Source organism: Gordonia hydrophobica NBRC 16057 (assembly GCF_001592365.1).
GTDB classification, from domain to species: Bacteria; Actinomycetota; Actinomycetes; order Mycobacteriales; family Mycobacteriaceae; genus Gordonia; species Gordonia hydrophobica.
The window spans coordinates 612,155-635,495 of record NZ_BCWU01000001.1; the positions used below are offsets into that span (position 1 = coordinate 612,155).

General features: G+C 69.0%; 21 protein-coding genes. 18 read left to right on the forward strand and 3 right to left on the reverse strand.

Features of this window, described 5'->3' with window-relative positions; translation table 11 throughout:
* Position 1: 1 nt before the first annotated feature.
* The 13 genes from murD to ileS all read left to right on the forward strand — a co-directional run bounded on the left by murD (position 2) and on the right by ileS (position 16,503).
* Positions 2-1,510: a UDP-N-acetylmuramoyl-L-alanine--D-glutamate ligase gene (murD, locus tag GH2_RS02865; protein WP_084247254.1), complete on the forward strand. Its 1,509-nt coding sequence runs from the start codon at positions 2-4 to the stop codon at positions 1,508-1,510.
* Positions 1,507-3,300 (forward strand): putative lipid II flippase FtsW, encoded by a 1,794-nt coding sequence (gene ftsW, locus GH2_RS02870; RefSeq protein WP_066162830.1) that lies wholly within the window; start codon positions 1,507-1,509, stop codon positions 3,298-3,300. The genes murD and ftsW overlap by 4 nt, the downstream gene beginning before the upstream one ends.
* The gene (gene murG / locus GH2_RS02875) at positions 3,279-4,445 is read left to right on the forward strand and encodes an undecaprenyldiphospho-muramoylpentapeptide beta-N-acetylglucosaminyltransferase (RefSeq protein ID WP_066162833.1); all 1,167 of its coding nucleotides are present in this window, start codon (positions 3,279-3,281) and stop codon (positions 4,443-4,445) included. Before ftsW ends, murG begins: the two co-directional genes overlap by 22 nt.
* Complete coding sequence (murC, locus tag GH2_RS02880) at positions 4,442-5,920, forward strand: UDP-N-acetylmuramate--L-alanine ligase (protein ID WP_066162836.1); 1,479 nt, start codon at positions 4,442-4,444, stop codon at positions 5,918-5,920. The genes murG and murC overlap by 4 nt, the downstream gene beginning before the upstream one ends.
* Positions 5,917-6,639, forward strand: a complete 723-nt coding sequence (locus GH2_RS02885; protein ID WP_066162839.1) for a cell division protein FtsQ/DivIB — start codon at positions 5,917-5,919, stop codon at positions 6,637-6,639. The genes murC and GH2_RS02885 overlap by 4 nt, the downstream gene beginning before the upstream one ends.
* Positions 6,640-6,808: 169 nt before the next feature.
* Positions 6,809-7,972 carry a cell division protein FtsZ gene (gene ftsZ, locus GH2_RS02890; protein ID WP_066162842.1) on the forward strand — a complete coding sequence of 388 codons (1,164 nt, stop codon included), beginning with the start codon at positions 6,809-6,811 and terminating at the stop codon, positions 7,970-7,972.
* 30 nt (positions 7,973-8,002) lie between these two features.
* Positions 8,003-8,731, forward strand: a complete 729-nt coding sequence (gene pgeF / locus GH2_RS02895; RefSeq protein ID WP_066162843.1) for a peptidoglycan editing factor PgeF — start codon at positions 8,003-8,005, stop codon at positions 8,729-8,731.
* Positions 8,728-9,498, forward strand: coding sequence for a YggS family pyridoxal phosphate-dependent enzyme (locus GH2_RS02900; RefSeq protein WP_066162848.1), 771 nt, complete (start codon positions 8,728-8,730; stop codon positions 9,496-9,498). Before pgeF ends, GH2_RS02900 begins: the two co-directional genes overlap by 4 nt.
* Before the next feature lie 84 nt (positions 9,499-9,582).
* Positions 9,583-10,365 carry a cell division protein SepF gene (locus GH2_RS02905; protein WP_066162850.1) on the forward strand — a complete coding sequence of 261 codons (783 nt, stop codon included), beginning with the start codon at positions 9,583-9,585 and terminating at the stop codon, positions 10,363-10,365.
* An 82-nt stretch (positions 10,366-10,447) separates the two neighbouring features.
* Positions 10,448-10,747 carry a YggT family protein gene (locus GH2_RS02910; protein ID WP_066162852.1) on the forward strand — a complete coding sequence of 100 codons (300 nt, stop codon included), beginning with the start codon at positions 10,448-10,450 and terminating at the stop codon, positions 10,745-10,747.
* Positions 10,748-11,075: 328 nt separating this feature from the next.
* Positions 11,076-11,891: a DivIVA-like cell division protein Wag31 gene (gene wag31, locus GH2_RS02915; RefSeq protein ID WP_066162855.1), complete on the forward strand. Its 816-nt coding sequence runs from the start codon at positions 11,076-11,078 to the stop codon at positions 11,889-11,891.
* 55 nt (positions 11,892-11,946) lie between these two features.
* Positions 11,947-12,963 carry a hypothetical protein gene (locus GH2_RS21845; RefSeq protein ID WP_066162858.1) on the forward strand — a complete coding sequence of 339 codons (1,017 nt, stop codon included), beginning with the start codon at positions 11,947-11,949 and terminating at the stop codon, positions 12,961-12,963.
* Between the two features lie 252 nt (positions 12,964-13,215).
* Complete coding sequence (gene ileS / locus GH2_RS02925; RefSeq protein WP_066162860.1) at positions 13,216-16,503, forward strand: isoleucine--tRNA ligase; 3,288 nt, start codon at positions 13,216-13,218, stop codon at positions 16,501-16,503.
* A gap of 12 nt (positions 16,504-16,515) precedes the next feature.
* Here the strand turns inward: ileS and GH2_RS02930 are convergent, their stop codons facing one another.
* Positions 16,516-17,280 (reverse strand): SGNH/GDSL hydrolase family protein, encoded by a 765-nt coding sequence (locus GH2_RS02930; protein ID WP_066162864.1) that lies wholly within the window; start codon positions 17,278-17,280, stop codon positions 16,516-16,518.
* Positions 17,281-17,349: 69 nt separating this feature from the next.
* Here GH2_RS02930 and GH2_RS02935 point away from each other — a divergent pair, with 69 nt between their 5' ends.
* Together GH2_RS02935 and GH2_RS02940 are read left to right on the forward strand one after the other, a co-directional pair.
* Positions 17,350-17,535 (forward strand): hypothetical protein, encoded by a 186-nt coding sequence (locus GH2_RS02935; RefSeq protein ID WP_066162866.1) that lies wholly within the window; start codon positions 17,350-17,352, stop codon positions 17,533-17,535.
* 43 nt (positions 17,536-17,578) lie between these two features.
* Positions 17,579-18,925: a DNA polymerase IV gene (locus GH2_RS02940; RefSeq protein ID WP_239588719.1), complete on the forward strand. Its 1,347-nt coding sequence runs from the start codon at positions 17,579-17,581 to the stop codon at positions 18,923-18,925.
* Between the two features lie 12 nt (positions 18,926-18,937).
* Here the strand turns inward: GH2_RS02940 and GH2_RS02945 are convergent, their stop codons facing one another.
* Positions 18,938-19,879 (reverse strand): asparaginase domain-containing protein, encoded by a 942-nt coding sequence (locus tag GH2_RS02945; protein WP_066162875.1) that lies wholly within the window; start codon positions 19,877-19,879, stop codon positions 18,938-18,940.
* A 191-nt stretch (positions 19,880-20,070) separates the two neighbouring features.
* Between GH2_RS02945 and GH2_RS02950 the strand changes: the two genes are divergently transcribed.
* Positions 20,071-20,646 (forward strand): WKL family lipoprotein, encoded by a 576-nt coding sequence (locus tag GH2_RS02950; protein ID WP_066162879.1) that lies wholly within the window; start codon positions 20,071-20,073, stop codon positions 20,644-20,646.
* 53 nt (positions 20,647-20,699) lie between these two features.
* Here the strand turns inward: GH2_RS02950 and GH2_RS02955 are convergent, their stop codons facing one another.
* On the reverse strand, positions 20,700-21,683 hold the full coding sequence (locus GH2_RS02955) for a hypothetical protein (RefSeq protein WP_066162881.1): 984 nt from the start codon (positions 21,681-21,683) through the stop codon (positions 20,700-20,702).
* 118 nt (positions 21,684-21,801) lie between these two features.
* Here GH2_RS02955 and lspA point away from each other — a divergent pair, with 118 nt between their 5' ends.
* On the forward strand, positions 21,802-22,392 hold the full coding sequence (gene lspA / locus GH2_RS02960; RefSeq protein ID WP_066162884.1) for a signal peptidase II: 591 nt from the start codon (positions 21,802-21,804) through the stop codon (positions 22,390-22,392).
* Complete coding sequence (locus GH2_RS02965) at positions 22,385-23,311, forward strand: RluA family pseudouridine synthase (protein ID WP_066162886.1); 927 nt, start codon at positions 22,385-22,387, stop codon at positions 23,309-23,311. Before lspA ends, GH2_RS02965 begins: the two co-directional genes overlap by 8 nt.
* Positions 23,312-23,341 lie beyond the last annotated feature (30 nt).

Sequence of the window (23,341 nt, forward strand, 5' to 3'; positions counted from 1 at the left end):
TATGACGCTGGATCTCTCGGGGCGCCGAGTCCTCGTCGCAGGCGGCCGCGCCACCGGTGTCGCGGTGGTGGAGCTTCTCCTGGAGCTGGGTGCGGTGCCCGTCGTGATGGATCAGACGTTCGTCGATCCGGCAGCGGGCGCCGACTTCCGGAGTCGAGGCATCGACCTGGTGACCGCGGACGACTTCGTCGACGCCGCCGGGGTCGCGCACGCGCCCGCCGACGTCGACCTGATCGTCGTCTCGCCCGGGTTCCGGCCGGACACGCCGCTGCTCGTCGCGGCGGCCGCCGCGGGGATCCCGGTCTGGGGCGACGTCGAGTTGGCGTGGCGAGCGGACCGGGCAGGCCTCTTCGGCGCCCCCCGCACCTGGCTCGTCGTCACCGGCACCAACGGGAAGACGACAACCACGGGGATGATCGAGGCGATCGTCGACGCCGCCGGGCTCTCCGGCCTGGCCTGCGGCAACATCGGCCTCACGGTGGCCGACGCGCTGCGCGCCGAGCCGCGCGCCGAGGTGCTGTGCGTGGAGATGTCGTCGTTCCAGCTGCACTGGGCGCCGTCGGTGCGTCCGCGCGCGGGAGTGGTGCTCAACGTGGCCGACGACCATTTGGACTGGCACGGTTCCCTGACCGCCTACGCACAGGCGAAGGCGCAGGCGCTGCGCGGCGATGTGGCCGTGGTCGGCGGCGACGACGCCGGCGCTGCGGGACTGCCGACCCCGGAGGGGGCCCGGCGGGTCGAATTCACGCTCGCGGAACCGGTGGCGGGACGACTGGGGCTGGTCGACGGCATGCTGGTCGATCGTGCCTTCGCCGAGGACCTGCCGCTGATCGCCGCGCACGAGGTGCGTCCCGCCGGACCGTCGGGGCTCGCCGATGCACTCGCCGCCGCCGCGCTCGCCCGTGCCGTCGGCATCGACGCCGACGCCGTCGCCCGCGGCCTGCGTGCTTTCGAGCCCGCAGCGCACCGCGGTCAGGTGGTCGCGACGATCGACGGGATCGCCTTCGTCGACGACTCCAAGGCGACGAACCCGCACGCGGCACAGGCCGCGGTGATCGCGCACGAGCGCGCCGTGTTGATCGCGGGCGGACTGCTCAAGGGGGCCCCGGTCGACGATCTGGTGCGTGCGACGGCGTCGCGCTTGGCCGGAGTCGTCGCGATCGGGGCGGATCGACAGATCATTCTCGACGCGATTGCGCGACACGCCCCAGAAGTCCCAACAGTCACAGTATTCACAAGGGACGATGGCTCTGTGATGACTCAGCGGACTGGCGAAGCGGCAGAGCTCGTCGCCCCGGCCGGATCGGCAGGCGGAGCGACGGGACCGATGGTGATGGACCGGGCGGTCCGCGCCGCCTGGCGACTGGCGAAGGCGGACGCGGGCGGAGTGGACGCCGTGCTGTTGGCGCCCGCTGCCGCGTCCTTGGACATGTTCACCTCGTACACGCACCGCGGCGACGCGTTCGCCGACGCCGCGATCGCGCTGGCCGACAACGCCTCGTCGCGATGAACTCCGACGGCACCGAGAACGTCGGCGCCGACCAGGCCGCCGAGGAGACGACTGATTCACGCCTCGAGACCGACTCGCGTGACACGGCACCCCCAGCGGAGTCGGTGATCGACGATCCGAGCGGAGACGCGATCGCAGACGGCGCTGCTGACGGTGACGCTGATGACGCCGACGGCGACCGAACCGCACGGCGGAGGCGGCGTCGCTCGCAGGCCGCGCGCGCCGTCCGGACCACACCGCGTGCGTCGGCCGAGCCCGAACCGCTCCGTCGCCTGCGGTTGGTCCGCGGCGCCGACGTGCGCGCCGGTGTCGGCTTCCTTGTCACCGGGGTCCGCAACCTGGCGGCACGACCGCTGACGTCGTTCCACCTCGTCGTGTCCATCACGGTGCTGCTGGTCGGCTTCGGCCTGATGATGGTCCTGTCGGCGTCGGCCGTCGAGGGCTACGCGCGAGACGGCTCGGCATACGGCATGTTCACCACGCAGGTGATGTTCGTGGCGCTGGGTCTGGTGCTGTTCTACTTCGCGGCGCGGATCTCGGTCCGCACCCTCCAGAAGCTGTCGCTGCCGATCCTGCTGATCGCGCTCGTCCTGCTCGTCGCCGTGATGATTCCCGGCATCGGAGTCGCGGGCGGTGGCGCGCAGCGCTGGGTGTCGATCGCAGGTCTCACGTTCCAGCCGTCGGAGATGGCGAAGCTGGCCCTGTGCCTCTGGGGCGCCGCCGTGCTGTCGACGCGCGATCCCAAGACCACTTCGACGTGGGGCCTGCTGGTGCCGCTGGTTCCGGTGTCCGGAATCGTCGCGTTCCTGGTCATCATCGAACGCAATCAGTCGACGACGATGATCCTCGGATTGATCGTCGCGACACTGCTCTGGTTCGGCGGGCTGCGCCTGCGCTACTTCGCGGCGTTCATGATCACCTTCGCGGTGATCGGCGCGGTGCTGGCGCTCATGTGGTCGTATCGCGCGGCGCGCGTGTTCAGCTTCCTCAACGGCAACCAAGACGTGCTCGGCGCGGGCTACCAGGCCAATCAGGCGAAGTATGCGCTGGCCGACGGCGGGCTCTTCGGCAAGGGGCTGGGCATGGGCACCGCGAAGTGGAACTATCTGCCGAACGCGCACAACGACTTCATCTTCGCCGTCATCGGCGAGGAGTTCGGACTGGTCGGCGGAATCTCGGTACTCGGCATCTACCTGCTGCTCGGCTACGCGGGCTTGCGGATCGCACGACGGTCGGTGGACCCGTTCCTGCGCTTGATGTCCGGCACGATCACGGTCCTGCTGCTGGCCCAGGCGTTCATCAACATCGGCTACGTGGTCGGCCTGCTGCCGGTCACGGGCATTCAGCTGCCGATCCTGTCGGCAGGCGGCTCGTCGGTGCTGATGATGCTCGCCATGCTCGGCATGCTCGCCAACGCCGCCCGACACGAACCCGAGGCCATCGTCGCACTGTCCGGGCCCGCTCCCAAGGGCCTGGCGCGGCTGCTGCGGCTGCCCAAGCCGCAGGCGTATCGGGCATCGGTGGCCAGGGAGCAGCGTCGTCGCCCGGCGCCCGCGGCGGCACCGCGACGGCGACCGGCGCCGCCGCGGAACTGGGACGGTCGTGGACCCGCACCCGCGGGAGCGCCGCGCCGCGGCGGTCGTCGGACAGGCGAATCGAGTTCTGGCGAGATCCACTATCGTTCAAGGGGTGCCCGACCGAGCCGGTCGTGGCAGGAGTCTAGGCCGTCGGCCCCGCGCGAGCGTTCGCGCCGGAGTGGCCGAGGCGAATGGGAGAGCGGTCGCCGGTGAGCACGCGCAGTCGGACAGCGGAGAACGGATCCGGCCTTTCAGTGGTCGTCGCGGGAGGCGGCACCGCGGGACACATCGAGCCCGCGATGGCGGTCGCGGATGCGATCCTCGATCTGGATCCCACGGCCCGGGTGACGGCGTTCGGCACCAGTCGCGGACTGGAGACCACGCTGGTCCCCGCACGCGGCTACGAACTCCGGCTGATCCCGCCTGCGCCGCTGCCGCGCAAGCCCGGGATGGAACTCGCGAAGACGCCGTGGCGGGTGGCGCGGGCGGTCAAGGCCGCGCGCGCCGTGTTCGCCGACGTCGACGCCGACGTCCTGATCGGTTTCGGCGGCTACGTCGCCCTGCCCGCATATCTGGCGGCCCGCAGTCATCTGCGTGCAGGCAAGCGCATCCCGGTGATCCTGCACGAGGCCAACGCTCGGGCGGGCATCGCCAACAAGGTGGGCGCCAAGCTCGCCGACCGGGTGCTGGCGGCCGTTCCGGACTCGGGTCTGGCGGACGCGAAGGTCGTCGGGATCCCAGTCCGCGGCGCCATCACCCACCTCGATCGCGCGGTGGCCCGGGCCGACGCCCGCACCTTCTTCGGACTCGATCCCGAGGCCCCGACGCTGCTGGTCTTCGGGGGATCGCAGGGCGCGCAGCGGCTCAACGAGGCGGTCGCACCCGCGGCGACGGCGCTCGGCGAGGCAGGCATCGGCGTACTGCACGCCTACGGCCCCAAGAACAGCATCGACCCGGTCTCCGGACCGGGCGCGCCGCCGTACGTCGGCGTCAGCTATCTCAACCGCATGGACCTGGCGTATGCGGCCGCCGACCTCGTCATGTGCCGATCGGGTGCGATGACCGTCGCCGAGATCTCGGCGATCGGGCTGCCCGCGGTGTACGTCCCGCTGCCGCACGGCAACGGTGAGCAGCGGTTGAACGCACTCCCGGCAGAACAGGCGGGGGCGGCGATCATCGTCGACGACGACACCGTCACCACCGAGTGGGTCGCCGATACGATCCCCGAGCTCCTGGGCGACACCGCCCGGCTGTCGGCGATGAGCGCGGCGGCGTCGGGACTGGGACACCGCGATGCGGCCGTGGAGGTCGCCACCGCAGCCCTGGAGGCCGCGGCCCGCCGCGGCGGACGCCGATGAACGCGCCGATGGCCGACGCCACGCTTCCGGCACAGCTCGAACGCGTCCACATGGTGGGCATCGGCGGCGCCGGGATGTCGGGGCTGGCCCGCATCCTGCTGGCGCGCGGGGGACAGGTGTCCGGTTCGGATGCGCGAGACTCGCGTGCGGTGCTGGCGCTGCGGACCCGCGGTGCGCACGTCCGCATCGGTCACGCCCCGGATGCACTCGATCTGCTCGACGGCGGCCCGACGGTCGTCGTCACCACCCGCGCCGCGGTCCCGGACGACAACCCCGAACTCGTCGAGGCCCGCCGCCGCGGCGTCCCGATCGTCTACCGCCCGGAAGTGCTCGCGCTGCTGATGGAGGGACGGCGGACGCTCCTGATCTCGGGAACCCACGGCAAGACGTCCACCACGTCCATGTCGGTGGTCGCACTGCAGCACTGCGGCGCCGATCCGTCGTTCGCGATCGGAGGCGAGCTCAACGAGTCGGGAACCAACGCGCACCACGGCAGCGGCGCAGACTTCGTCGCCGAGGCCGACGAGAGCGACGGCTCGCTGCTGCTGTACACCCCGGACATCGTCGTCGTCACCAATATCGAGGCGGATCACCTGGACTTCTTCGGAAGCGCCGAGGCTTATGTCCAGGTGTTCGACGATTTCGTCGACATCATCCGCCCCGGCGGCACGCTGGTGGTGTGCCTCGACGATCCAGGCGCCGCTGAGCTCGGACGCACCCATCTGACAGGACTGACCGAGCGCGGCGTCACGGTGCTGGGCTACGGCAGCGACGCCCGGATCGACGTCCCCGGGATCCCGGTCGTCGCCGAACTGCTCGCCGACACGCCGCGCGGCGCAGGGAGCTCGGCGACGATCCGCCTGGCCGCCCCGCTCGTCACCGAGGAGCGCACGCGCACGCTGGCGGTGACCCTGCCGGGCAGGCACATGGCGCTCAATGCGCTCGGGGCGTTGATCGCCTGCACCCGCACCGGTCAGGACGTCGACCTCGTCGCTGCGGGCATCGAGAGTTTCGGCGGCGTCCATCGCCGATTCGAACTCCGGGGACGCGCGGGTGAGGTGGACGTGTACGACGACTACGCGCACCACCCGACCGAGGTGCGCGCGGTTCTGGCCGCCGCACGAGGTGTCGTCGCCGCCGGCTCCGGCCGGGTGATCGCGGTCTTCCAGCCGCACCTCTACTCTCGCACCGCGGAGTTCGCGACCGAGTTCGCCGAAGCGCTGAGCGCGGCGGACGAGGTGATCGTCGCCGACGTCTACGGCGCCCGCGAAGAGCCGCAGCCGGGGGTGACCGGGCGATTGATCTCCGACGCGGTGACCGCCCCAGTCGCTTTCGTCGCCGACGCCTCGCAGATCGGGGTGGAGGTGGCGCGCCGGGCACGTCGCGGCGACCTCGTCCTGACGCTCGGCGCAGGCGACATCACCATGCAGGCTCCGGCGATCCTCGCGGCCCTGGATGCAGCCGGAGATCGATGACGCGCCGCGCCGCGCCGTCGCCCGCTGAACCAACGCGTCGGCGGCGGAAGACGATCCTCGTCGCCGTGGCGCTGGCAGTCGTTGCTGCCGGTCTCACCGCGGTCGCGTTCTTCACGCCGCTGATGTCGGTGCGGTCGGTCGAGGTCACCGGAACCCGAACGCTGGACTCGGCCGAGGTGCTGCGGCTGGCGGAGGTCCCGATGGGGCGACCGCTGCTGCGCGTCGACACCGCGGGAATCGCCCAGCGGGTGTCAGTGCTGCCGACTGTCGAATCGGTGAACGTGGAGGTCGGCTATCCGTCCACAGTCACCATCGACGTCACCGAGCGGACGCCGCTGGTCACCGTTCCGCGCGGCGACAAGATCGGCGTGATGGATCGTCTCGGCATGGTGTATCTGACCTACGACGACGCGAAGGCGATGCCGAAGAGTCTGCGCGGCCTGCCCGGGCTGACGATGGATGAGCCCGGGGCGTCGAATCCGACCACCAAGGCGGCGCTGACGGTGGTGCAGGGACTGCCGGACTGGCTGCGGAGCCAGGTGCGGTCGGTGACCGCCGATTCGCCGTCGGGGATCACGCTGGCCCTGACCAAGAACCGGACGGTGGTCTGGGGCGACGCCGGCCGAACGGCGGACAAGGCGGAGGCCCTCCAGCATCTGATGACGGTCGACGGGACCGAATACAACGTATCGAGTCCGGAGTTCGCCTCGGTTCGCTGACCGAATCGCTCGTCCGAAATGAATTGCCCCACTGATTTCGCGACACGCCCGCGTGCATGCTGGCACTGCGTCGTCACGATCAATACCGTCGGTTTCAACATCAGTACTTGACATAACTATAACCCTTTGGTTGAGCTTTAGGGTTTCTGTTCCGGAGTAGGAAGGCATCATGACGCCACCCCACAATTACCTGGCCGTCATCAAAGTCGTCGGTATCGGCGGCGGCGGCGTCAACGCTGTCAACCGGATGATCGAGCAGGGGCTGAAGGGTGTTGAGTTCATCGCCATCAACACCGACGCGCAGGCCCTGTTGATCTCCGACGCCGACGTCAAGCTCGACATCGGCCGCGAGTCCACCCGTGGTCTCGGGGCGGGAGCCAATCCGGACGTCGGTCGGATGGCCGCCGAAGACGCCAAGGATGAGATCGAGGAACTGCTCAAGGGTGCCGACATGGTCTTCGTCACCGCGGGCGAGGGCGGCGGCACCGGCACCGGCGGCGCACCCGTGGTCGCGTCCATCGCGCGCAAGCTGGGCGCCCTGACCGTCGGCGTCGTCACGCGCCCGTTCTCGTTCGAGGGCAAGCGTCGCGGCAACCAGGCCGAGTCCGGCATCGCGGCGCTCCGCGAGTCGTGCGACACGTTGATCGTGATCCCGAACGACCGTCTGCTGCACCTGGGCGACGCGCAGGTGAGCCTGATGGACGCCTTCCGCAGCGCGGATGAGGTCCTGCTCAACGGTGTTCAGGGCATTACGGATCTGATCACCACTCCGGGTCTGATCAACGTCGACTTCGCCGACGTCAAGGGCGTCATGAGCGATGCCGGCAGCGCCCTCATGGGCATCGGCGCGTCGCGCGGAGAGGACCGTGCCCGCAAGGCCGCCGAGGCGGCGATCAACTCGCCGCTCCTCGAAGCGTCGATGGAGGGGGCGCGAGGCGTGCTCCTGTCGATCGCGGGCGGCAGCGATCTGGGGCTGTTCGAGATCAACGACGCCGCCTCGCAGGTCCAGGAGGCGGCCCACGAGGACGCGAACATCATCTTCGGTACCGTGATCGACGACAATCTGGGCGACGAGGTCCGGGTGACCGTCATTGCGGCGGGCTTCGACAGCGGATCGTCGGCCAAACGGCACCAGCAGGCGGCGCCCGCGGCCGCGAGCAACGCCGGTGTCGCGAACGCCTCGGCCGGCGAGACCTCCCGGCCCGTCGCGGACGACCCGCTGTTCCCGTCCAAGCGCGAGGCGCCCGCGAGTCCGTTCGGGGACCAGGGGGCGCGTCGCAACGCCCTTCGCTTCGACGACGACGACGTCGACGTGCCCGACTTCATGAAGTGATCAGGCACGACGAGAGCAGAGCAGGAAAACTTGTCTGACTTCACGGTCCGGCGCGCGGTCACCACGCGCGCCGGAGGCGTTTCCGCAGCCCCGTACGACTCCTTCAACCTCGGCGATCACGTCGGCGACGACCCCGATGCGGTCGCGGCCAATCGCGCGCGACTGGCCCGGGATCTCGGGGTGGCGCCCGACCGAGTGGTGTGGATGGAGCAACTGCACACGCGCACGGTCACCGTCGTCGACGGTCCGGTGGCCGAGCCGATTCCCGCGACCGACGGCGTGGTCACGAATCAGCACGATCTGGTCCTCGCCGTGCTGACCGCGGACTGCGTGCCGGTGCTCCTGAGCGACGAGGAGGCCGGCGTGATCGCCGCGGTGCACGCCGGACGGGTCGGGGCGCGGATCGGGATCGTTCCGGAAGCCCTGCGCGTGATGGTCGAGCTCGGTGCCCGCACCGAGCGGATCGGCGCCTTCCTCGGGCCGGCCGCCAGCGGCGACCGCTACGAGGTGCCGGACCACATGCAGGCGGATGTGGAGAAGCATCTGCCCGGCAGCGCCTGCCGAACGGCTAAGGGGACGGCGGGGCTCGATCTGCGCGCGGGCCTGCGCAGGCAGTTGCTCGACGCGGGCGTGTCCGCGGTGGCGGTCGATCCCCGGTGCACCATCGGCGATCCGTCGCTGTACAGCCATCGGCGTGGGGCGCCGACCGGTAGGCTCGCCTCGGTGATCTGGATGGACTCCGCCGGAGCGGGTCGGTGACGGCCCAGCCCGATCCCCGGACCGCTGAACTGGCCGCGAACCTGCAGGCCACGCGACGACGGATCCGCACTGCCGCGGAGGCGGCAGGCCGCGATCGCGCCGACATCGCCCTGCTGGTGGTGACCAAGTTCCACCCGGCCGAGGACCTCGTCCGGCTGGTGGGGTTGGGGGAGCGGGAGTTCGGCGAGTCTCGTGAGCCGGAGGCCGGGAGGAAGATCGCCGCAGTGCGTGCCGCGCTCTCGTCGGGCGAGGGCGCCGTCGACGATGGCGACGTCGCGTTCGCGGCCGACATGATCGGCAGCGTGCAGCGCAAGAAGGCGGGCAGCATCGCCCGCTGGGCACGTCGCGTGCACTCGGTGGACTCGCTCGCCCTCATCGACTCGTTCGACGGCGCCGCGCAGCGCGCGCTGGACGCGGGTGAGCGCGCATCGACGCTGGGGGTGCTGCTGCAGGTGAGTCTGGACGGTGATCCAGAGCGCGGCGGTCTGGTCTCGGACGATCTGGCCGAAGCTGCCGATCGCGTTCTCGCGGCGTCGAATTCGTTGGCCCTGGAGGGCTTGATGCTGATCGCGCCGCTGGAGATGGCGGCGGCGGAGGCGATGAGCCGAATCGCGGAGATCCGCCAGGACTTCGTCGAGCGGTATCCGGGAGCGACCGAGCTCTCGGCGGGCATGTCGGGGGATGTGGAAGAAGCGATTGCGCACGGTTCGACGTGTGTGCGTGTCGGAACCGCAATTCTGGGAGCGCGGCCGATACTCTCGCCTTAGTCACACTGGTCACAACAGAACCACTGGCGATCAGACGTAGCACTCAACCACAGCAGAAACTGCACCCGGTCAGGAAGGCATGTAATGACGACGATGCAGAAGTTCAAGGCATATTTCGGCATGGTGCCTCCGAGCGACTTCGACGACGAGTACTTTGCCGAGGCGGACGCGCCGCAGGGGATGTCAGCCCGCGAGCGCGCGTACATGGAGAAGTACCGCAGCAATGGAACGCGCGGGGATGAGTTCTACGGTGACGAACCGTTCCGGGACCGTGACTATCGGGACGCCGATTACCGGGACGCTGAATACCGCGAGCCGTACAGCGAGCCCGAGCCGCGGCTGCGTGAGCCTGCGCCTCGTTACCGTGAAGCGGCCTACCGCGAGGCCGAGATGGCCCGTCCGATGGACGACCGCGCCTTTGTGCCGCGGATGGAGGCCGATCGACCCTACGTCGGCCGTCGTGCCGCCGAACCGGAGCCGGTCCGTCGCCTGGAGCCGTTGACCCGCTCCGCCAATGTGACCGTGCGCGGCGCCAACGCCGTAGCCCTGGACCCGCAGATCGACGTCGACCCGCAGTCGGAGAATGCCATGAAGAAGATCTCGAAGCTGCGTCCGCGCGATTACTCGGAGGCCCGCACCATCGGTGAGCGGTTCCGCGACGGCAGCCCGGTGATCATGGATCTCGCCGATATGAGCAACGAGGAGGCCAAGCGCCTGGTCGACTTCGCGGCCGGCCTGGTGTTCGCAATGCGTGGCTCGTTCGACAAGGTGGCGACCAAGGTCTTCCTGCTCTCTCCGTCCGGTGTGGATGTGACGCCGGAGGAGCGCACTCGGATCGCCGAGAGCGGATTCTTCAACCAGGCCTGACCGCCGCCCATACCTGACGCGCCGCCCCGGACAACTCCGGGGCGGCGCGGCATTTTCTGAAGGCATCAGGCACCCTTGTGTGGTGAGCACATTCCTGTGGATCCTGTACTTCGCGTTGTTCCTGTATCTCATCCTGCTGCTGAGCCGTTTCGTGGTGGAGATGGTGCAGTCGTTCGCGCATCGCTGGCGTCCCACCGGCCCGGCCGTGGTCTTCATCGAAGTCATCTTCACCGTGACCGACCCGCCGGTGAAACTGCTCCGCAAACTCATTCCGCCGTTGCCGCTGGGGCCGGTGCGACTGGATTTGTCTCTGTTGATCGTGTTGATTGTGTTGTCCATCGCAATGCAGGTCGTGTTCAAACTCGCGGTGGGCGCAACATAAATCACATTCTTGTGATTCAGCCGATAGTCGCAGGTGATTCCTGCCAATGGTGATTCACGCAGTTCTTCAGTGGATTCTTCACAAGTCTGGCGACCTGTTCCATTCGGCCTAGATTTGGTTGCGAACAGGACGCGGGGACGCAACACGCCTTGGTCCTGGAGTGACGAGATGACACGCTAGTTACGCAGTGGTACTGGTATTAATAGAACTGCGATCAAGTTCGAAGAGTCTCGCACTCGCCTGTGCGACGGACTGTGACGGCTGATCGCGCCACGAAGATGACGTGTACCAACCGGCACGCAAAACATGGATCAAGGGGAGAGGCGAAATGCGGCTCACACCAGCTGATGTGCATAACGTCGCGTTCAGCAAACCGCCGATCGGCAAGCGCGGTTACAACGAAGACGAGGTGGACCAGTTCCTCGACTTCGTGGAGGCTGAACTCGCGCGTCTGATCGACGAGAACGCAGACCTGAAACAGCGCGTCGGCGAACTCGAGACCGAACTCGACGAAGCCCGGACTGGTGCGCCCGACCGCACGCAGGCCTTCGCCGCTGTTCCCGAGCCCGCTCCGGCAGCGCCGTCCACGCCTGCTCCCGCCCCGGTCGCGGCCGCAGCTCCGGCTGCCGACGAAGATGCGAGCATGCGTGCCGCTCGCGTGCTGGCGCTGGCGCAGGACACGGCCGATCGCGTCACCGGCAGTGCTCGCAGCGAGGCCGAGGGCCTCATGTCCGATGCTCGCCAGCGTTCCGACGCCATGGTGAACGAGGCGCAGTCGAACGCGGACGCGACCCTCGCCGATGCGCGCCAGCGCAGCGAGACACTGTTGGCCGAGGCGCAGACCCGCGCCGAGACCCAGGTCCGTCAGGCGCAGGAGCGCGCCGACTTCCTGCAGCGCGACGCGGAGCAGAAGCACACCGAGATCATGACGACCATCAACCAGCAGCGCACCGTGCTGGAGGGCCGCATCGAGCAGCTCAAAACGTTCGAGCGCGAATACCGCACCCGGCTCAAGACCTACCTCGAGTCGCAGCTCGAGGAACTGCAGCAGCGCGGCAGTGCTGCTCCGGTCGAGAACGGACAGCAAGCCGCGGGCGGGCAGCAGGCCGGATACGCCCCCGAGGGCGGATACCCGCAGGGCTGACCGGGTCTGATATCGCCGTGATTACGCGAATCCTCTCCGAACCGACGGGGGTCTCATGCTGAGTCTGGCTCTGCTTGCGACCGTCGTCGGTTTCGTTCTGCTCGTCGTCGCGCTGATGACGGGCAACCTGCCGCTCGCCATCGCCTGTGTGGTGGTGTGCGTGGTGGGTCTCATCCTGCTCGTCGTCGACACGCTCCGCGCCAACCGGCGCGGAAGCACCGACGAGGACGACGAGCCGCTCTTCACCATCCGCGGGCGCGAGTCCGCGGCCCGGGAGGAGCCGCTCGAGGACGACGCGTCGACTGCGCCCGCCGGCGCAGCAGCGGCCGGTGCGGTCGGCGACGCCCCCCTCAGCGACACCCCGGTCAGCGATGACTCCGCCGCGGAATCGAACGACAGCGGCGGTGTCGCCCCGTACGGGGATTCGACGGCGACGTCGTGGGCGTTGCGTGAGGGCCAGTCCTCAACGGGGCTCGGCTCGCTGGTCGCGCCGAGTGCCGAGCAGCGACTCGGCGACGGCCCTGCCACCGACCCCGGACCCGCGTCCGGATCCGGCGGCTTCGCGACACTGTCGGGTGGATTTGCGGCCGCACCGCAGTCCGACGGCGATTCCACCGGCGGCGATGTCACGGACTACCTGCGATCCACCGGATCGTTCCCGGCGCAGCCTCCCGCCCAGCCGGAACCCTTTGCCCAGCCCCCAGCCGAGCCTCCCGCCCAGCCGCCATCCGCCGCAGCACCGGAACGTTCGACTGCGCCGGACTGGTCGGCGAAGCCTGCCGCAGCGGACCGGCCCGTCGAGTCCGTTCCGGAGGTCGTGACCTCCGAGGCGTCCCAGCCCGATGCGACGCCGCCGTCCGATTCGGCTCCACAGTCCGGTACGGGGTCGCGGTCCGATGCGGCTCCATCGGCCGAACCGGCGCCGCAATCGGAGCCCTACGTGGGTCGACGTCGCCTGGCGGGCGATCCGACCGACGACATCGTCGTCCGGTCCGCGAATCCTGATCTGCCCGCCATGCAATTCGTGTGGGACGATCCGGACGTGAAGCCGAAGGACGACCCGACGAACTGAGTGCAGTACACTCGGTCCTCGACAGCATTGACCCGGCCATCACCGGTGAGCTCCCGGAAGAACGGGCCGCGACGGCCTCAGTAGAACCGGGCGGGTGCGGCCCGACACAGCCGCGATGATGAGAGGCGCGTCGTTCATCGGCGCGCAAGCGGGGTGGTACCGCGCGCCGCCGGCGGCTTACGAGCCGTGGCGAGGCGTCCCCGTGCCGAAAGCCGACGACCGTCGGTCAGCACCAGGCACGAGGAGCAGCGCGTGAGCGATCAGACCACCGAATCCGACCGGCCGAGCGCCGAGAACGACGCATCGGGCCGGGCCTATCCGATCGTCGACCTGACCGACGGGACCGGACGGGGCGCACCGTCGTTTCCCGCCGTCGAAGAGTCGGTGCTGGCCTACTGGGACGCCGACGAGACATTTGCGGCATCGATCGCCAACCGCGCGGACGCTCCTGAGTTCGTCTTCTACGACGGTCCGCCCTTCGCCAACGGGCTCCCGCACTACGGTCACCTGCTCACCGGGTACGTCAAGGACGTGATCCCGCGGTACCAGACCATGCGCGGCAAGAAGGTCGACCGGCGATTCGGTTGGGACACCCACGGTCTGCCCGCCGAACTCGAAGCCGAGCGTCAACTCGGGATCACCGACAAGTCGGAGATCGAGAAGATGGGTGTCGCGAAGTTCAACGAGTACTGCCGCGACTCGGTGCTTCGGTACACCGGGGAGTGGCGCGACTACGTGACGCGTCAGGCGCGCTGGGTGGATTTCGACAACGACTACAAGACGCTGGATCTCGACTTCATGGAGTCGGTGATGTGGGCGTTCAAGCGTCTGCACGACAAAGGCCTGGTGTACCAGGGCTACCGCGTGCTGCCGTACTCCTGGTACGAGCAGACGCCGCTGAGCAACCAGGAGTCCAAGCTCGATGACGCCTACCGCATGCGACAGGACCCCGCGGTCACGGTGACCATGCCGTTGGTCGTGCCCGCCGACTCGCCGGTGGCGGCCCTGGACGGCGTCAACGCACTGATCTGGACCACCACACCGTGGACGCTGCCGTCGAACCTCGCGATCGCCGTCCACCCGGACACCGAGTACTCGCATGTGCGCACCGAGGACGGCGGCGAATATCTGATGGCGACCGCGCTGGTCGGCGCCTATGCCAGGGAACTCGGCGAACCGGAGACGGTCGGCACCTATGTCGGCAGGCAGCTGGCCGACGTCTGCTACCTGCCGCCTTTCGACTTCTTTGCGGGGCACCCGAATTCGCATCGGATCCTGCTCGCGGACTACGTGACCACCGAGAGCGGCACGGGTGTGGTGCACTTGGCACCCGCCTTCGGTGAAGAGGACATGGACGTCGCGACCGCCAACGGCATCGAGGTGGTTCAGCCGCTCGACCCGGGCGGCCGGTTCACCGACCTGGTGCCCCCGTATCAGGGCCAGATGGTCTTCGATGCGAACCCGACCATCATCAAAGACCTGAAGGGCGCCGACACCGGCAGCCCGGCGAGCGCGACGAGCCAGCAGGGCCGCATCCTGCGTCACGAGACGATCGAGCACTCGTACCCGCACTCGTGGCGGTCGGGTCAGCCCCTGATCTACATGGCGGTGCCGTCGTGGTTCGTCGCGGTCACCAAGATCAAAGACCGGATGCTGGAGTTGAACCAGGAGATCGTCTGGTCTCCGTCGCACATCCGCGACGGCCAGTTCGGCAAGTGGCTCGAGGGCGCGCGCGACTGGAACATCAGCCGCAACCGCTATTGGGGTGCGCCGATCCCGGTGTGGATCTCCGACGACCCCGCTTACCCGCGCGTCGACGTCTACGGCAGCCTGGACCAGTTAGAGGCGGACTTCGGCGTTCGTCCGGACAACCTGCATCGTCCGCACATCGACGAGTTGACGCGTCCCAACCCAGACGATCCGACCGGTCGGTCCACGATGCGGCGGGTCCCGGAGGTCCTCGACTGCTGGTTCGAGTCGGGCTCCATGCCCTATGCCCAGGTCCACTATCCGTTCGAGAACACCGAGTGGTTCGACGGGGCGAGCGCAGCGACGGGGAATGGCGACGGGGCGAGCGCATCCGGGGTGTTGCCGCACAATCCGGGGGATTTCATCGTCGAGTACAACGGGCAGACGCGCGGCTGGTTCTACAACCTCCACGTGTTAGCGACGGCGCTGTTCGACCGCCCGGCCTTCAAGACGGTCGCGGCGCACGGCATCGTGCTGGGCGACGACGGCCAGAAGATGAGCAAGTCCAAGCGCAACTACCCGGATGTCAACGAGGTGTTCGACCGGGACGGTTCCGACGCGATGCGGTGGTTCCTCATGGCGTCGCCGATCCTGCGCGGCGGCAACCTGGTGGTCACCGAACGCGGGATCCGCGAGGGCGTTCGTCAGGCGCTGCTGCCGATGTGGAATGCGTACAGTTTCCTGCAGTTGTACGCGGATCGTCCGGCGACCTGGCGCACCGACTCGCAGCACGTCTTGGACCGCTACATCCTCGCCAAACTGTCGGTGACGCGCGACGAGATGACCGAGGCGCTCGACGTCTACGACATCGCGGGTGCGTGCGAGAGCTTCCGTGAGTTCTGCGAGTCGCTCACGAACTGGTATGTGCGTCGTTCGCGCGCCCGGTTCTGGGCGGGGCAGGACGAGGACGCCGACGCCTTCGACACGCTGTACACGGTGCTGGAGGTAGCCGGTCGTCTCGCGGCGCCGTTGCTGCCGCTCGCCACCGAGGCGATGTGGCGCGGCCTCACCGGAGAGCGGTCGGTGCACCTGACCGATTGGCCGACCGCGGAAGAACTGCACTCCGATGCCGAACTGGTCGATGCGATGGACCGGGTCCAGGCCGTGTGCTCGGTGGCCTCCAGCGTCCGCAAGGCCAACAAGCTGCGTGTGCGACTGCCGCTGCCGGCACTGACGCTCGCGTCGCCCACCGCAGAGCAGCTGGCGCCGTACGTCGATCTGATCGCCGAGGAGATGAACGTGAAGAACGTCGTCCTCTCCACCGATGTGGATTCGGTGGGTCGCGTGGAGGTTGCGGTGAACGCCCGCGCCGCGGGTCCGCGGATCGGCAAGGACGTGCAGCGCGCCATCAAGGCGGTCAAGGCTGGGGACTGGGAGTTCGGTACCGACGCGGAGACCGGCGTGCAGACGGTGATCGCCGACGGCATCGAGCTCAAGGGCGAGGAGTTCACGCGCAAGCTGGTGGCCGTCGCTCCCGAATCGACTGCGGAGATGCCGAGCGGCGGCGGTCTGGTGGTGTTGGACACCGAGGTCACGCCCGAGCTGGAGGCCGAGGGCTGGGCCAAGGACCGAGTCCGTGAGCTTCAGGACGCGCGCCGCAACCTCGGGCTGGACATCTCCGACCGCATCGCGGTGCGCATGGTGGTTCCCGCCGACTGCCTCGAGACGGCGCAGACGCATGCCGCCTTGATCTCGGGCGAGGTCCTCGCCACCTCGTTCGACGTCGTGACCGGCGATCCGGCCGCGATCGAGCTGAGCCATGGTGTCAGCGTGGACATCAGCAAGGCGTGAGGTCGGACGCGGTCACCCGGGGAAGCGACCGATCTCCGGGTACCGCGCGGTCATCCCGTCGCCGCTCGACGTGCCGCGCAGGCGACGGCCGATCCACGGCGCCGCGAACTCCTTGATCCAGCGTCGGTTCTCGGCGCGCTGCTGGGCGACGGTGAGGTCCGGCGCGGGAGCGAGCGTGAGCGGTACCAACGAGTGCTCCAGCCCGAGTGTGTCCAAGACCGCGATCGCCATCCGCTGGTGGCCTGCGGGCGACATGTGCAGGCGGTCGAACGACCAGAGTCGCTCGTCGCGGTAGTCGGGCATGCGCCAGAAGTCGACGATCGTCGCGCCGTGACGGTCGGCGATCTCTCGGACGCCCTCCGTGTAGATCGCGAACCGTCCGCGGAGTCCGCTGAACAGTGGCCAGCCACCGGGGTCGTGAGCGGTGAACAGCACGGTGTGGGCGCCGGACGCGGCGAGCCGCTCGACGGCGGCGTCGTAGGCGGCGAGGATGGCGTCGATGTCGACTTTGGGGCGCAGGATGTCGTTGGCGCCGGCGTAGATCGTGACCAGGTCGGGGCGCATGGCGATGGCCGGAGCAACCTGCTCGTCGATGATCGGCCCCATCTTCCGCCCGCGGATCGCCAGGTTCGCGTACTCCAGGTCGGGGCGAGAGTGCGCGAGTGCGGCGGCCACGCGGTCGGCCCAGCCGCGGACGCCGTTGGGCAGGTCCGGGGCGTCGTCGCCGACGCCTTCGGTGAACGAGTCGCCGAGGGCGACGTATCGAGTGAAAGTCACGGCGTGAAGCCTACGAGGAACGTCGACCGCGGGCGTCTGCGGGCGGGACGGCGGCGATAGAATGGCACCATGAGCAGCGACGACCTCGAACGACTCCAGCGTTGGGAAGACAACGGAGCGCAATGGGAGGTCGTCTCACTGCGGAAGGACTCGGCGACCATCTCGCTCCTGCGCTGCGACGCGGGAGAGGAGATCGACCGGTTCACGACATCGGATCCGCGGGTGCTTCAGCGGTGTCGCGAGCGCCGTGACTGACCATGGGGCCGAGCGCAGCGCGCGCTGGGTGCTGCACATCGACATGGACGCCTTCTTCGCGTCCGTCGAACAGCTCACGCGACCGACGCTGGCCGGTCGGCCCGTCCTCGTCGGCGGACTGGGCGGGCGGGGCGTGGTGGCGGGGGCGAGCTACGAATCGCGTGTCTACGGCGCTCATTCGGCGATGCCGATGCATCAGGCTCGACGTCTGGTGGGCGGCGCCGCGGTGGTGGTCCCGCCCCGCGGCTCGGTGTACTCGGTAGTGAGCCGACGGGTGTTCGCGGTGATGCGGACGTTCCTGCCGGTCATCGAGACCCTCTCGTTCGACGAGGCGTTCGGCGAGCCGGAGGGACTGGTCGGCGCGACGGTCGACGAAGCGCTGGCGTTCGCACAGCGCCTTCGGGCGGCGATCCGCGAGGAGACCGGACTGGCGGCGTCGGTCGGCTTCGGCTCGGGCAAACAGATCGCCAAGATCGCATCGGGAATGGCGAAACCCGATGGGGTGAAGGTGATTCCGCCGTCGACGGAACTCGCCTTTCTCCACGGTCTCCCGGTTCGAAAGCTGTGGGGAGTCGGGCCGGTGACCGGCGATCGACTGGCGCGCTTGGGCGTGGAGACCATCGGTCATCTCGCGGCGCTGTCGGAGCCCGAGGTGATCTCGGTGCTCGGCGGAACGGTGGGGCCGTCGCTGCACCGATTGGCGCAGGGCGTCGACGAGCGCCCGGTCGCCGAGCGCGCCGAGTCGAAGCAGATCAGCGCCGAATCGACGTTCGCCGTCGACATCGTCGACGCTGCGGCGCTGCGGACGGCCGTCTCCGGGGCGGCGGCGGATGCGCACCGCAGACTGGCAGGTGACGGTCGTGGCGCGCGGACCGTGGTGGTGAAGCTCAAGCGATCCGACATGTCGATCCTCACCCGATCCATCACCCTGCCCGCGGCGACGACCGACATCGACACCCTCACCTCGGCGGCGCACCGGGTGATGCTCGATCCTCATGACATCGGTCCGATCCGCCTGGTGGGCGTCAGCTACTCCGGGCTCTCGGACACTCAGCAGGAGTCGCTGTTCCCCGGACTCGGCGACGAGGTCGAGCGCGCGGAGGTCGTCGACCACGAGGCCGGGCACGCGGGCGAGACCACCGCTGTACCCGCAGCGGTGACCGACTCCGGTGCAGCGGCGGTGCGGGAGTGGCCGACCGGCGTCGACGTGGTCCATCCCGAACACGGCCACGGCTGGGTGCAGGGCGGCGGACACGGCTTTGTGACGGTCCGCTTCGAGACCCGCGCGACGGGTCCCGGTCGGGCGCTGACGTTCCGGCTGCCGGAACCGGCGCTGCAACGCGCCGATCCGCTCGACAGTCTGGACTGGGACCTCGACGACCTCGGCTGAGGTGCGACGGCGTCAGGTGGTGGGCGACGAGGCGCGGAAGAACTCTGCGACGGCCTCGCTGTCCGCGCCCACCGAGAGCAGCGCGATGAGCGCCATGCGGGCCTGCGGCGCCCGCAGCCACGGTGAGAAGACGGCGCCGGCCCGCAGCAGGTCCACGCCGCCGCCTCCGCCGCCGTACGTCGCCTCCACGGCGCCGTACGGCACGCGGGTCGAGACGACGACGGTGACGTTGCGCTGGACGGCCTGGTGCACCTCGGCGGTGATGTCCGGGTGCGTATTGCCGGAACCGGTGGCGGACAACACGATTCCAGCCGCATTCTGGGCGACGCCGGACGCGATGGTGCCGGGCGAGACGCCCGGGTAGAGCGCGAGGAGATCGACGCGTGCGGGACGCCCGTCGGGCAGCGACTCGGCGACGAGCGGACGCGGCATGGCGGGGTGCACGGTGTCGAAGGCGACGACGTCGGTGGTGGAGATCTTGAACGCGCCGCGCGCACCGAGCACTCGGCCGCCGAGCGAGACGAGGACGCCCCGGCCGCGGGAATCGGGAGCGGCGGCCAGTGCGACGGCGGCCGCGATGTTGGCGGGGCCGTCGGACAGTTCATGGTCGGCGGCGTACTGCGCGCCGGTGAACACCACCGGGCGCGGATCGGCCGCGAAGACGTCGGCCAGATAGGCGGTCTCCTCGAGCGTGTCGGTGCCGTGCGTGACGACGACGCCGACGACCGTCGGGTCGGTGAACGCCTCGGCGATCGCCGCGACGATCGCGAACTGATCGCGGACGGTCAGCGCCGAGGAGTCCTTCGCCATCAGCTCGACGGGGCGGACGCTGATGTCGTCCGCGGTTTCCGGGACCAGATCGGCGGCATGCAGGACGGGGACGGTTCCGTGCTCGGTGCTGCGGGATGCGGCGGTGCCGCCAGTGGTGATCATCACGACCTGACGAGTACTCATGGCGTCGATTCTCGCATCCCGGGCCATCGGATGTGTGCAGGTCGGCTGGTGCGGACGAGACAGATGAGACGTTCCTGAGAGATTGCGTCGTCCGCGGGACTGTGCATGCACGGATCCGGTGACGTTTGGCATAGTGGGTTGAGTTCGGCCCGCGGACGGGCCTGGAGACCGACAACGTTAGGACGACTTCGGTGAACATTCGTAAATTGGTGACCGGTGTTGTGGTCGCCGGCGCGCTGGCCGCGACGGCCGCGTGCGGGGGAAATGACGATTCGAACGTGCCCGCGGTTCCGACCGCCACCGCGTCGGAGACCTCGGCGGCCGCGACGACCGGTGACGCGGCGATGACGAACGCCAACCAGGTTCCGAGCGTCGACGCGCTGAACGAGATGCTTCAGCAGGCGCTCGATCCCGACATCAAGCCCGCCGACAAGGTCGACCTGGTGGAAGGCTCCGAGGTCGATCCGGACCTGTTCAAGCAGTTGGTGAAGGCGAAGAAGGACAACCCGGACGTCACCTACGCGATCAAGAAGCCGATCCTGAAGAACGGCCCGAACCGGGCCAAGGTCAAGGTCGAGGTGAAGCTCCCCGACAACCCGCCGACCAAGATCGATGCGTCGATCGTCTACGACAACGGCCGGTGGAAGCTGTCGAAGCAGACCGTCTGCCCGCTCCTGAGCCAGGCCGAGGTCAGCTCGCCGCTGTGCGCCGACTCGTCGAGCAGCACGACCAAGAAGGCGACTAGCAGCACCAAGAAGGCCGGCTGACCGAGCCGCTCACCTGAGCTGCTGATCGATCCCTCACCCTCGCCGGGTGGAAGTCACTCCGACTTCTTCCAGGCGAGGGTGAATCCGTTCTTCTGCAGGATCGGTCGGTTGGGATCGTCGCCGAGGAGTTCTCGGCCGCCCTGCATGGTGAGCGTTCCCGACGTCGGGAGCAGCCGGCGCAGATCGACGGTGAACGAGCCCTTGCCGCTCATCGAGAACCGTGCAATGTGCAGGGTGGCGTCCGATCCGGGGATGGCGAAGACCGAGTTCACCGGTTCCTCGTCGATTGCGACGTCGAGTTCGAGCACGTCCGCCGTGCGCGAGACCAACGTGACCGTCATGGTCTGGGTGACGGTCGCGGAGCCGGTCACTCGCCGAACCGCGCGCCAGGTGGCGCCGGTGGCGACCGGCGTTGTCGGCAGGGGGATGGCGTAGTCGAGGGCGCCGATCAACGACTGCTCCAATGCACTCCGGGCCGGCGACCCGGCGGCATCGGTCGGCTTCAGGCGCAGCCGGGTCGGGGCCATGCCCGGCCCGTACGAGAGCCCGCCGGTCGAGGTGTCGAGATCGGTCAGCAGGGGAGCGAGATCGGTGTCCTTGCTGGTCGGCGCGCCGATGCTGAACTCCAGACTGGTCGGATCGTCGCACACCGTCCGCGCGGTGATCGGCGTGACCAACTGCTGCTCGGTGTTCTGAATCTGGTTCTGCTCCGCGTTCGGCGCCGACGGCGCGATGCTCGACTCCGTCGACGAGGTCTCCAGTGTGACGGACTGGGAGGAGTCGGTGTCCGGTGCCACGGTCAGCGGCTGCGGGGCGCCGTCGCCCGGCGAGAGCACGGTGACCTCGGGGCTCGGGAGGTTGATGGAGCGGGCACCGTCGTCCTTGCTGGCGGCCGTGGCGGCGCAGGGGCCGTCGTCGACCGGCTCGTCGGCGGAACACGCGGTGAGCCCAGCGGCCACCACGGCGGCGGCTGCGGCCGCGACGACGGCGCGGCGACACATTCCAGAGGGAGTCGAAGGCAGGGACGAGACAGTCACCCTCGCCAGCTTAGGGCCTGCGCGGAATGCCGCGGAGGTGACCTCATGCGGTCGCGAAACCCACGACGAGACGAGGCGGGGTGCGCGGACATCGGGACGGTTGTGGACAATTGACGGCATGAACCACTCCGCGGCGCAGAGCGCCGGAGCTCCGTCGCGCCGTCGCGGACTCGCGTTGATCCCGATTCTGATCGCTGTCGCGGCGGTGGCCTACCTGCTCGACGTGCTGAGCAAAGCGTTGGTCGTCGCGAACCTGGAGTATGGTCGGCCGGTCTCGGTGATCGGCGATTTCCTGACGTTCGCGCTCACCCGCAACAGCGGTGCCGCGTTCTCGATGGCGACCGGCTACACGTGGATCCTGACGTTCGTCGCTCTCGTCGTCGTGCTCGGCATCGTGCGCTACGCGAATCGCCTCGGATCACTGGGGTGGGTGATCGGCCTCGGACTGGTGCTGGGCGGGGCGCTCGGCAACCTGACCGACCGGATGTTCCGCTCGCCGGGCCCGTTCCGCGGGCACGTCGTCGACTTCATCCAGGTCGGCGACTGGTGGCCGACGTTCAATCTGGCCGACTCGGCCGTCGTCTGCGGTGCCGTGCTCCTGGTGCTGCTGACCCTCCTCGGCTACGACTACGACGGCACGCGCACCGGGTGGGCGGCCCGACGTCGCAAGGACGCTGCGGACGATGAATCGGAGGATCTCGATGCGTGACTCACGCGCCATGCCGGTGCCCGACGGACTGCACGGCATGCGCATCGACGCCGGCGTCGCACGCATGCTCGGCCTCTCGCGGAACGTCGTCGCCGGGCTCGCTGACGCGGGCGACATCACCGTCGACGGCGTCGCCGTCGGGAAGTCGCACAAACTGGTGGCAGGCACCTGGCTGGACGTCACCCTGCCCGAGCCGGAACGACCGCTGACGATCGAGCCGACGCCGGTGGAAGACCTCGAGGTGATCTACCACGACTCCGACATCATCGTGGTCGACAAACCGGCCGGGGTGGCGGCGCACCCGTCGCTGGGATGGACCGGGCCGACGGTGGTCGGCGCGTTGGCCGCCGCGGGGTTCCGGATCTCCACCTCCGGAGCGCAGGAGCGGCAGGGCATCGTCCACCGTCTCGACGCGGGAACGTCGGGCGTGATGGCGGTCGCCGCTTCCGAGCGGGCGTACACGCTGCTCAAGCGCGCCTTCAAACAGCGGACCGTCGACAAGCGCTACCACGCGCTGGTGCAGGGGCACCTCGATCCGCCGTCCGGAACCATCGACGCCGCCATCGGCAGGCACCCCGGCGGCGAGTGGCGGTTCGCGGTCACCGCGAACGGTCGTGCGTCCATCACGCATTACGACACCGTCGAGATGTTCGCGGCCGCGTCACTGCTCGACGTCCACCTGGAGACCGGCCGGACCCATCAGATCCGAGTCCACTTCTCGGCCATGCACCATCCGTGCTGCGGCGACCCGACGTACGGCGCCGACCCGAAGCTCGCCGCGCGACTGGGGCTGGAGCGGCAGTGGCTGCACGCGCGGATGCTCGGTTTCGCGCACCCCGCGGACGGTCGTCGGGTGGAGTTCACCGCGGACTATCCGGCCGACCTGCAGAAGGCGATCGACATTCTGCGCGAACCGTAGGCGCCAGTTCCGACACGCCGGAGGCGACAC

Bases quoted from the DNA above. Each gene is read 5' to 3' on its own strand.
- murD (WP_084247254.1), top strand. From the start codon at position 2: ATGACGCTGGATCTCTCGGGGCGCCGAGTCCTCGTCGCAGGCGGCCGC.
- ftsW (WP_066162830.1), top strand. From the start codon at position 1,507: ATGAACTCCGACGGCACCGAGAACGTCGGCGCCGACCAGGCCGCCGAG.
- murG (WP_066162833.1), top strand. From the start codon at position 3,279: ATGGGAGAGCGGTCGCCGGTGAGCACGCGCAGTCGGACAGCGGAGAAC.
- murC (WP_066162836.1), top strand. From the start codon at position 4,442: ATGAACGCGCCGATGGCCGACGCCACGCTTCCGGCACAGCTCGAACGC.
- GH2_RS02885 (WP_066162839.1), top strand. From the start codon at position 5,917: ATGACGCGCCGCGCCGCGCCGTCGCCCGCTGAACCAACGCGTCGGCGG.
- ftsZ (WP_066162842.1), top strand. From the start codon at position 6,809: ATGACGCCACCCCACAATTACCTGGCCGTCATCAAAGTCGTCGGTATC.
- GH2_RS02905 (WP_066162850.1), top strand. From the start codon at position 9,583: ATGACGACGATGCAGAAGTTCAAGGCATATTTCGGCATGGTGCCTCCG.
- wag31 (WP_066162855.1), top strand. From the start codon at position 11,076: ATGCGGCTCACACCAGCTGATGTGCATAACGTCGCGTTCAGCAAACCG.
- GH2_RS21845 (WP_066162858.1), top strand. From the start codon at position 11,947: ATGCTGAGTCTGGCTCTGCTTGCGACCGTCGTCGGTTTCGTTCTGCTC.
- GH2_RS02935 (WP_066162866.1), top strand. From the start codon at position 17,350: ATGAGCAGCGACGACCTCGAACGACTCCAGCGTTGGGAAGACAACGGA.
- GH2_RS02940 (WP_239588719.1), top strand. From the start codon at position 17,579: ATGGACGCCTTCTTCGCGTCCGTCGAACAGCTCACGCGACCGACGCTG.
- GH2_RS02945 (WP_066162875.1), bottom strand. From the start codon at position 19,879: ATGAGTACTCGTCAGGTCGTGATGATCACCACTGGCGGCACCGCCGCA.
- lspA (WP_066162884.1), top strand. From the start codon at position 21,802: ATGAACCACTCCGCGGCGCAGAGCGCCGGAGCTCCGTCGCGCCGTCGC.
- GH2_RS02965 (WP_066162886.1), top strand. From the start codon at position 22,385: ATGCGTGACTCACGCGCCATGCCGGTGCCCGACGGACTGCACGGCATG.